Raw genomic sequence first — 9,003 nt, 5'->3', positions numbered from 1 at the left:
CGATGTCGGTGCCGGCGCGGATGCGGAACGGCGCCCCGAGGTTGACGATGAGCAGCGCCGACGGCGCCGGCGGCAGTGTCAGCCGGGCGTACGGCGGCTCGCCCGCCAGGTAGTAGAGGTCGTCGATCAGCCCGTCCAGCGGTGGCCGCGGCACTCGGGACACGTACTCCACGTCCACAGCATCGCGAACGCGCGCCGCGTTGGTACAGCCGCGCTCCGCCGGAGCTTGCCGGGGCAAACAGTCCGGTTTATAGTCCCGCGGTGGCAAGGGCCTCCGCCGTCCATCTGGTCAACCTGGACCTCAACCTGCTCGTGGTGCTGCGCGAGCTCCTGCGCGAACGCAACGTCACCCGCGCGGCGGCGCGCCTCGGCGTGACGCAGCCCGCGGTGAGCGCGTCGCTGGCGCGGTTGCGCCGCCACTTCGACGACGACCTGCTGGTGCGCAGCGGCAACGGCTACGTGCTGTCCCCGCTGGCCGCGCAGCTGACCGACCAGGTCGAGGCGATCTGCGGCGCCACCGAACGGCTCTTCGGCACCGGCCACGACTTCGACCCGGGCGTCTCCGGCCGCGAGTTCACGGTGTTCATGGCCGACTACACGATCGAGGTGCTGGGCTCCCGGCTGTCCGCGCTCCTGGCCGAGCAGGCGCCCGGTGTGCAGCTGCACGTCCGGCTGGTCCGCGAGGCGTTCGCCAGGGACATCGGGGGCACGATCCGCCTGATCGACGGCCTGGTCGCGCCCCCGGCCAGCCGGTTCGACCTGCCCGATGTGCGGTCGGTGGAGCTGTTCACCGAGCGGTGGGTGTGCGTCGTCGACGCCGCGAACCCGCACGTCACGGGCGACGAGCTGAGCCTGGCGCAGCTGGCGGAGATGACCTGGGTGGCGCCGTTCCAGCCCGACCGCGGGTTCGCCCCGGCCGCGCCGATGAGCCGCCAGCTGGTGTTGTTCGGCATCCAGCCGCGCATTCGCGTGCGGGTGGAGAGCTACCAGGCGGTCCCGCACTTCGTGGCCGGCACCGACCGGGTGGCGCTGCTGCAGGAACGGCTCGCCCGGCGCGTCGCGCCCCGGCTCGGTCTGCGGGTCCTGCCGTGCCCCGGCGATCCGGATCCGATCGTGGAGCGGTTCTGGTGGCACACCGACTACGACGGCGACCCCGCGCACCGCTGGTTCCGCGAGGTCCTGGTGTCGCTGGCCGCCGGCATCTGAACCACCATCAGCGCTGTTTATGCCCGCGCAGCACGATCTTCTATTTCCGGCCGCCCGGCGCACCCGCTTAGCGTGTGATCCATGCCGCACCCCCTCACCGAGCTCAAGGTCCACACGGTCCGCAAACCCCCCGGGCCCGCCACGCACCACGTCACCGCCGACGTCTGCGTGGTCGGCGCCGGGATCGCCGGCCTGTCCGCCGCCGTCGAATCCGCCCGCCTGGGGCGCTCGGTGGTCCTCGTCGACGCGCTGCCGGTGCTCGGCGGCCAGATGGTCAACTCGCTGATCGGCCTGTTCTGCGGGGTGTTCGGCAACGCGCCCGGCTACCGCCAGCTGACCCACGGGATCTTCGACGACATCTTCCGCGACCTGGAGGCCACGGGCGACCTGTTCTACAACCGCCGGCACACGGTGACCGTCGGCTACGACGAGGTCGCGCTGGGCCGGTGGGTGGAGAACACGGTGCGCGAGCACGGCATCCAGGTGATCACCGGCGCCTCGATCACAGGGGTGGTCCGTGACGGGGAACGGTTCGAGTCGGTCACCTTCGCGACTCGGTACGGCTCCGTCGAGGTCGGCGCGGTCGGCTTCGTTGACGCCAGCGGTGACGCCTCCCTGGTGTGGGAGGCGGGGCTGCCGTGCCGGCTGCCGGAGCGCGAGATCTACGGCTCCCAGCAGCTGGTCGTCGAGCACGTGGACGAGGACGGCACGCCGGACCCGGACGTGCTGGCCGAGCGGGTCGGCGCCAAGGCCGCGGAGTACGGCCTGCGCCGCCACGACGGGCTCGCGTTCTACTTCCCCGGCCGGGGCACCGCCGTGCTCAACATGACCCACATCGAGGCGCCGCTGGACCCGATCGCCGCCGCGCGTGCCCAGCTCGACGGCAAGGCGCAGGCCGACCGGGTCGTGGCGTTCCTGCGCACCGAGTTCCCGGAAGCGTTCGGCCGGGCCCGGGTGCGGGCCTACGGGTTCCCCGGGCGGCGTCAGACCCGCTGGGCGCAGGGCGCCCACCAGCTGACGCTGGACGAGGTGCGGTCCGGGAAACGCTTTCCCGACGCGGTCGCGCGCACCGCGTGGCCGGTCGAGCTGCACGACAGCCCGGAGGGCTACGTGTGGGAGACGTTCGGGCCGGACCACGTGCACTACGTGCCGCTGCGCGCGATGACGCCGCCGGAGGCGCACAACGTCCTGGTCGCCGGCCGCTGCGTCGACGGCGACGCGGCCGCCCTGTCGAGCATCCGGGTGATGGGCCCGTGCGGGGCGATGGGCATGGCGGCCGCGCACGCGCTGGACCTCGCGGGCAAGGACAGCGTGCACGACATCGACCACGGCGATCTCGCCGCCCGGTTGTCCGCCAACCTCGACGGCTGAGGAGGACAGAACCCTTGGTACGCAGCGACTTCCCGCCCGGCACCGTGCGCTGGGCGACCCGGCGCGCCCAGTGGCGCGCGCTCGGCCTCACCGACGACGACCTCCGCAAGCCCAAGATCGCGGTGGTCAACTCCTCGTCGGACCTGGCCATCTGTTTCAGCCACCTGGACGAGATCGCCGCGCGGATCAAGAAGGGCATCGCCGCGGCGGGCGGTCTCGCCTTCGAGGTGCGCACGACCGCGCCGAGCGACTTCATCCACTCCGCCGGCCACGGCGGCGGCTACATCCTGTCCGCCCGCGATCTCATCGTCAACGACATCGAGGTCGCCGTCGAGGGCGCCCAGCTGGACGGCATGATCTGCCTGGCCAGCTGCGACAAGACCGCACCGGCGCAGCTGATGGCCGCCGGGCGGCTGGACATCCCCACGCTGCTCGTCGCGTGCGGCTACCAGCCCAGCGGGTGCTTCCGCGGCGGGCACTGCGACATCGAGGAGGTGTTCCTGCACGCCTGCGGCTCGTCCACAGTGGACGAGCTGACCGAGATGAGCGACGTCGCCGTCGGCGGGCCCGGGGTGTGCCCGGGCATGGGCACCGCGAACTCGATGCACATCGTCGCCGAGGCCCTCGGCATGGCGCTGCCCGGGACCACCCCGGTCGCGGCGAATTCGCCCGCGATGTGGGCCGCCGCCGACGACGCCGCCGCCCGGATCGTCGAGATGGTCGGTGAGGACCTGCGCCCGCGCGCCGTCCTCACCGAGGAGGCCTTCCACAACGCGGTCCGGGTGGCCTTGGCGGTCGGCGCGTCGATCAACACCGTCAAGCACCTCCAGGCCGTGGCGGCGGAGTCCGAAGTGGACGTCGACGTGCTCGGCCTGTACGCCGAGCTCGGCCCTGCCACACCGGTCCTGTCCGCCGTCCGGCCGAACGGCCCGCACACGATCGAGCAGTTCGAAGCCGCGGGCGGCGCGGCAGCGGTGATGCGCGCGCTCGGCGACCTGATCGACCCGTCGCCGGTGACCGCGACCGGCGCCACCGTGGGCGAGAACCTGGCCCCGGTCACCGTGGCCGACCCGGAGGTCATCCGTCCTCGCGACCGGCCGTTCACCGAGCAGCCGCTGATCGTGGTCCTGCGTGGCTCCCTCGCCCCTTCCGGCGGCATCGTCAAGCTCGCCGTCGGCGACGAGCGGCCGGCCGCCTTCACCGGCCCCGCCCGCTGCTTCGAGTCGCAGGAGGACGCCGTGGCCGCGCTCGCGGACGGGCGGATCGCGCCCGGCGACGTCGTGATCGTCCGCGGGCTGGGCCCGCGTGGCCGCCCCGGCATGGGCATGGCCTCGCAGATCGTGTTCGCGTTCGACCGCGCCGGGCTCACCGGCCGGGTCGCGGTCGTCACCGACGGCCAGCTCTCCGGCCTGGTCAACCGCGGCATCGTGGTCGGCGAGGTGCGCCCCGAGGCCGCCGACGGCGGGCCGCTCGCGCTCGCCCGCGACGGCGACACCGTCCACATCGACCTGCCCCGCCGGGTCTGCGACCTGCGGGTCGCCCCGGCCGAACTCGCCACCCGAAACCCCCAGCCGGCCCGGGACCACGAGGAGACCGGCTGGCTGTCCGTCTACCGCCGGACCGTGCGTCCCCTCGACGACGGCGCCGTGCTCCGTCCCTGACCTCTCCCCGACAGGAGGCCGCAATGGCGCTGCCCGAAGTTCCCCCGTCCACCGCCATCGGCGAAGCCGACCAGCGACGGTCCGCCCGCGGCGGGGCGTTCTCGATGTTCGTCGACAGCTTCGACGTGTACCTGCCCGCGCTGGTCCTGCCCGCCGCGATGGCCTACTTCATGCCGCCCGACCTGCCCGCGTCGGTGCGCGCCACGTTCACCACCCTGCTGTTCACGGTCGGGCTGGTCGGCCGCCCGATCGGCAGCGTGATCTTCGGCAACCTCTCCGACCGCATCGGCCGCAAGCCGGTCACCATGATCAGCGGCTGGGGTTTCACCATCGTCACCCTGCTGATCGGCCTGCTGCCCGGGTACGGGTCGTGGGGCTACGGCGCGATCGCTGTGTTCGCGGCGCTCCGGCTGATCGGCGGGATCTTCCTCGCCGGCGGGTACGCCGCACCGATCCCGCTCGCGCTGGAACAGGCGCCACCCGGCCGTCGCGGTCGCGTGGGCGGTCTCATCGGCATCGGCGCCCCGGCGTCGTTCCTGGTGATCAACACGCTTCTGCTCGGCATGCTCGACGTGCTCCCGCACAGCGGTTTCCTCTCCTGGGGCTGGCGGATCCCGTTCTTCCTCGGCTTCGCGCTCGGGGTGGCGTACCTGATGCACTACCGCCACGTCGTCGAGGACGACTCCGCGCGCACCGCCCGCCAGGGCGCCCGTCAGCCGGTGGTCGAGCTGTTCACCGCGCACCGGGCGCTGATCTTCAGCGTGTTCCTGTTCACCTGCGGCTACTGGTTCGCCACCCAGATGTCGGTGTCGTTCCTGCCGACGCTGCTCGTGCAGGTGCTCGACCAGAGCCCCCGGCTGTCGTCGGCCGTGGAGATCATCGGGTCGGTCTGCTCGATCGTGCTGATCATGGTGCTGGCCGCGGCCGGGCAGCGGTTCGGGCGGCGGGCGCTGCTGATGCGGTGGGCGCTGGTGCTGGCGTTCGTGGTCGGCGGCGCGTTCGCGCTGCTGGTCGTCGCCGCCCGGGCGGGCGCTCCGGTGTGGCTGATCGCGCTCATCGCGGTGGTGGCGAAGGTGCTGCCGTCGGCGCCGCTGGGCGTCATCCTGGTCTACCTCAACGAGCGGTTCCCCGCCTCGGTGCGGGCCAGCGGGTACGGGATCGGCTACATGTTCGGCCTGATCCTGCCCGGCCTCTACACCGTGTGGCTGCTCGCGTTGTCCGCGATCATGCCGTACGAGTTCACCCCGATCGTGCTGATCGTGTTCGGCGGCCTGCTGATGTTCGCGGCAGTGCGGCGCGGGCCGGAGACGAACCCGGTGGGGCAGCACGCGCCCGTCGTCGCGAGCGAGGTGGTCCGGTGATCCTCACCGACGAGGAGAAGGCCATGCGCGACGGCGCCGAGGGCCCGGCCGTCGCGGCCGCCATGGACCTGCTCATCCGGTACGGCGACGCGCTGGGCGCGCAGCGGCTGTGCGACACCCGCAACGTGGCAGGTACCAGCACCCAGCCCTCGCCGCTGAAGGCGAAGCTGGTGGCCGAGGGCGGCTGGCACAAGGCGTTCGCCGTGCTCAACCTCGACTGCGACGACGCCATCGAGATCCCGGACATGCGGGTGCCGACCTGCCAGCTGCAGCAGGGTTTCGGGCCGGACTCGGCCGGCGTGGTGCCGTATCCGAAGGAGTTCGTGGAGCTGCAGAGCGACGCCGAGGCCTTCTACGGCCGCCGGGGTGTGAACATCCTGGCCACCTGCACGCCCTACCAGGTGGGCAACCTGCCGGTGCGCGGCGAGCACTGCGCGTGGATGGAGTCCTCCGCGGTGGTGTACTGCAACTCGGTGCTGGGCGCCCGGACCAACTGCGAGGGCGGCACGTCCACCGGCGCGGCGTCGCTGACCGGGAAGATCCCGTGCTGGGGAAACCACCTCGCGGAGAACCGGTTCGGCACCCACCACATCCGCGTCGAATCCGGGGTGCGCGACTTCCTCGACTGGGGCATGCTCGGGTACTTCGCCGGGGAGCTGGTGCAGGACCAGCGGCCGGTGGTCACGGGCGAGTTCACGCGTCCGGATCTGGTGGACCTCAAGCACTTCGGCGCGGCGGCGGCGTCCTCCGGTGGCGTGGAGCTCTACCACCTGCCCGGGATCACCCCGGAGGCGCCGACGGTGGAAGCGGCCTTCGACGGCCCGGTCCCGGACGCCGTCGTCTACGGTCCCCGCGAGCGGCGGGCGATCTACGAGAAGCTCAACGACCAGGGCCGGTCCACCGACGTCGACTTCGTGCTGCTGGGCTGTCCGCACGCCTCGATCGACCAGATCCGCGCCGCGGCGCGGGCGCTGGACGGCAAGCGCCTGCACTCGGGCACCCAGCTGTGGATGATGGCGCCGCGGGCGCTCAAGGCGGTGGCCGACCGCAGCGGCTACACCGCCGTGATCGAGAAGGCGGGTGGCAAGCTGCTGGCCGACTCGTGCCCGGCGATGTCACGGGTGGCGCCGCCGGGCACGAAGGTGTTCGCCACGGACTCGGCCAAGCAGGCCCACTACCTGCCCGCGATCCTGGGCATCGAGGCGTGGTTCGGGTCGCTGGAGGACTGCGTGGACGCGGCGGTCACCGGGCGCTGGCGGGGAGGGCTGCGGTGATCACGTTGCGTGGCCGCACGGTCGTGCCTGGCGTGGTCGAGGGCGAGGCGCTGGTGTCGCACGAGACGATCTCCGGCTGGGGCGGCATCGACCCGGCCACCGGCACGATCATCGAGCGTAGGCACGAGCTGTGCGGGGTGTGCTTCACCGGGAAGATCCTGGTCTTCCCCGGCGCGAAGGGGTCGTCCGGCTGGTCGGGTTTCTTCCAGTCCACCCGGCTGCTGGGCACCGCCCCGGCAGGCATGATCTTCACGGTGACCACGACGAAGGCCGCGCTGGGCGCCGTCGTCACCCGGGTCCCCACGCTGAGCGACCTCGACCAGGACCCGGTCGCGGTGATCCGCACCGGCGACCACCTCCGCCTCGACGCGGACCGCGGGATCGTGGAGATCACCCGGGGGTGAGGGCCGGCCGCCTGCGCACCGATGAGGTTTCCGCGCCGCGTCCGTCTGTACCGGTGAGACTCACGGGAGGCTGGCGCGATGCCGAAACTGACCTTTGCCATGAACGTGACCGTGGACGGCTACATCGCCGCGCCGGGCGACGACCTGGGCTGGAGTGGGGGTGAGGGACCGGACTCGTCGCCGGGCGACGAGCTGTTCCAGTGGTGGTCCGACCGGGTGGCGGCGACGGGCCTGTCGCTGTACGGGCGCAAGCTGTGGGAGGAGATGAGTTCCCACTGGCCGACCGCCGACGTGCAGCCCGGGGCCACACCGGCGGTGATCGAGTTCGCCCGCCGCTGGCGGGACATGCCGAAGGTGGTGTTCTCCTCGACGATCGACCAGGTCGGCTGGAACACCCGCCTGGTCACCGGGGACGCGGTCACCGAGATCACCCGGCTCAAGGCCGCGGACGCCGGCCCGATGGACGTCGGCGGCGCGACCCTGGCCGGGGCGGCCATGCGGGCCGGGCTGATCGACGAGTACGTGCTGGTCACTCATCCGGTGCTGGTCGGCGGCGGCACGCCGTTCTTCGCCGCGCTGGACAGCTGGGTGAACCTGCGCCTGGTGGAGACCCGGACGTTTCCCGGCGGTGTGGTGCTGACCCGGTACGAGACGAGGTGATCACAGGGCCGGGGGCAGGTCCAGCCAGGGTGTGCCGGTGGCGTCGAATCCGGTGAGCTCGGCGATCTCGCCGTCGACGATGTGCAGGAGCGCGATGGCGAAGAGCCGGTGTTCTGGGTGCCCGGGGGTGCGCAGGTAGAGCGCGGCGGCGGGCATGCGGTTGACGGTCGTGGCGATGCCGCGCCAGTCGTCGTGGCCGGGCTGGAAGAGTCCGCCGGAGATCCAGCCGTCCACCGCGTCCTTGGCTGTCGTGGTCACGGTGCCCGGGTCGGGGAGCATCGCGAAGCGCAGGTCGTCGCGCAGCAGGGACGTCAGCGCGTCGAGGTCGTTGCGCTGGTGGGCGTCGATGTAGGACTGGACCACGCCGCGTTCGTCGCTGGAGAGCTCGTGGGTGGCGGGGCTGCGCCAGTCGAGGCGGCGGCCGGGCAGCTGCGTGCGCATGGTCACGCGGGCGCGTTGCAGTGCGCTGGTCACCGAGGCGACGGTCAGGTCGAGGGCCTCGGCGGTCTTCGGCGCCGGCCAGCCGAGGACGTCGCGCAGGATGAACACCGCCCGCTGCCGCGGCGGCAGGTGCTGGACGGCGACGATGAACGCCAGCTCGATCGTCTCCCGCGCCACCGCCGCGTCCTGCGGGTCCTCGGGCAGCATCCAGTCGGGGTAGGGCTGCAGGTAGGGCAGCTCGGAGTCGGGCAGCCCGGACGGCACGGGTGTGCGGTTGTCGCGCTTGTCCAGGAAGTCGAGGCAGGCGTTCGTCGCGATCCGGTACAGCCAGGTCCGCGGCGTGGCGTGGCCCTGGAACGACTCCCGCTTGTGCCACGCGCGCAGGAACGTCTCCTGGGTCAGGTCCTGGGCGTCCTCGTAGTTGGCGAGCATCCGGTAGCAGTGCACCAGCAGCTCACGCCGGTGGCGCTCGGTGATGAGCGCGAACCGCGCCGGATCGCCGGAACGAGCCGCGGCGATGAATGTGGCCTCGTCGGCGCCGGGCGGTCGAGCGTCGGTCATGGTCGTCAATCCTTCCACGAGGGGGTCACCAGAACTGACGACGTGGCGGAGGATTTCTGATCGG

General features: G+C 72.2%; 8 protein-coding genes and 1 pseudogene. 7 read left to right on the top strand and 2 right to left on the bottom strand.

All coding sequences use genetic code 11. The features are described from left to right. Positions 1 to 154, bottom strand: a pseudogene (locus L2C96_RS15445) (AraC family transcriptional regulator); the annotation flags it as partial. 107 nt (positions 155 to 261) lie between these two features. On the opposite strand from L2C96_RS15445, the gene L2C96_RS15440 reads away from it, so the two are divergent. From L2C96_RS15440 to L2C96_RS15410, 7 genes are all read left to right on the top strand, one after another. Then, entirely contained in the window at positions 262 to 1,206 is a 945-nt protein-coding gene (locus L2C96_RS15440; RefSeq protein ID WP_237336639.1) for a LysR family transcriptional regulator, read from the top strand. Positions 1,207 to 1,287: 81 nt separating this feature from the next. Continuing rightward, positions 1,288 to 2,577, top strand: coding sequence for an FAD-dependent oxidoreductase (locus tag L2C96_RS15435; RefSeq protein ID WP_272882602.1), 1,290 nt, complete (start codon positions 1,288 to 1,290; stop codon positions 2,575 to 2,577). Positions 2,578 to 2,591: 14 nt separating this feature from the next. Then, positions 2,592 to 4,238: a dihydroxy-acid dehydratase gene (gene ilvD, locus L2C96_RS15430; RefSeq protein WP_237336638.1), complete on the top strand. Its 1,647-nt coding sequence runs from the start codon at positions 2,592 to 2,594 to the stop codon at positions 4,236 to 4,238. Positions 4,239 to 4,261: 23 nt separating this feature from the next. Further along, positions 4,262 to 5,599 (top strand): MFS transporter, encoded by a 1,338-nt coding sequence (locus tag L2C96_RS15425; RefSeq protein ID WP_237336637.1) that lies wholly within the window; start codon positions 4,262 to 4,264, stop codon positions 5,597 to 5,599. Further along, on the top strand, positions 5,596 to 6,873 hold the full coding sequence (locus L2C96_RS15420; protein WP_237336636.1) for an aconitase X: 1,278 nt from the start codon (positions 5,596 to 5,598) through the stop codon (positions 6,871 to 6,873). Before L2C96_RS15425 ends, L2C96_RS15420 begins: the two co-directional genes overlap by 4 nt. Next, positions 6,870 to 7,277 (top strand): aconitase X swivel domain-containing protein, encoded by a 408-nt coding sequence (locus tag L2C96_RS15415; protein ID WP_237336635.1) that lies wholly within the window; start codon positions 6,870 to 6,872, stop codon positions 7,275 to 7,277. The genes L2C96_RS15420 and L2C96_RS15415 overlap by 4 nt, the downstream gene beginning before the upstream one ends. 78 nt (positions 7,278 to 7,355) lie before the next feature. After that, positions 7,356 to 7,937 carry a dihydrofolate reductase family protein gene (locus tag L2C96_RS15410; RefSeq protein ID WP_237336634.1) on the top strand — a complete coding sequence of 194 codons (582 nt, stop codon included), beginning with the start codon at positions 7,356 to 7,358 and terminating at the stop codon, positions 7,935 to 7,937. Here L2C96_RS15410 and L2C96_RS15405 read toward each other — a convergent pair whose 3' ends face one another. Continuing rightward, positions 7,938 to 8,939 (bottom strand): RNA polymerase subunit sigma-70, encoded by a 1,002-nt coding sequence (locus tag L2C96_RS15405; protein WP_237336633.1) that lies wholly within the window; start codon positions 8,937 to 8,939, stop codon positions 7,938 to 7,940. Between the last annotated feature and the right edge of the window lie 64 nt (positions 8,940 to 9,003).

It is taken from the genome of Amycolatopsis tucumanensis (genome assembly GCF_021654135.1).
GTDB lineage: Bacteria > Actinomycetota > Actinomycetes > Mycobacteriales > Pseudonocardiaceae > Amycolatopsis_E > Amycolatopsis_E tucumanensis.
The sequence above is the reverse complement of the archived record's forward strand: the minus strand, read 5'-3'. Positions and strand labels throughout refer to the sequence as shown.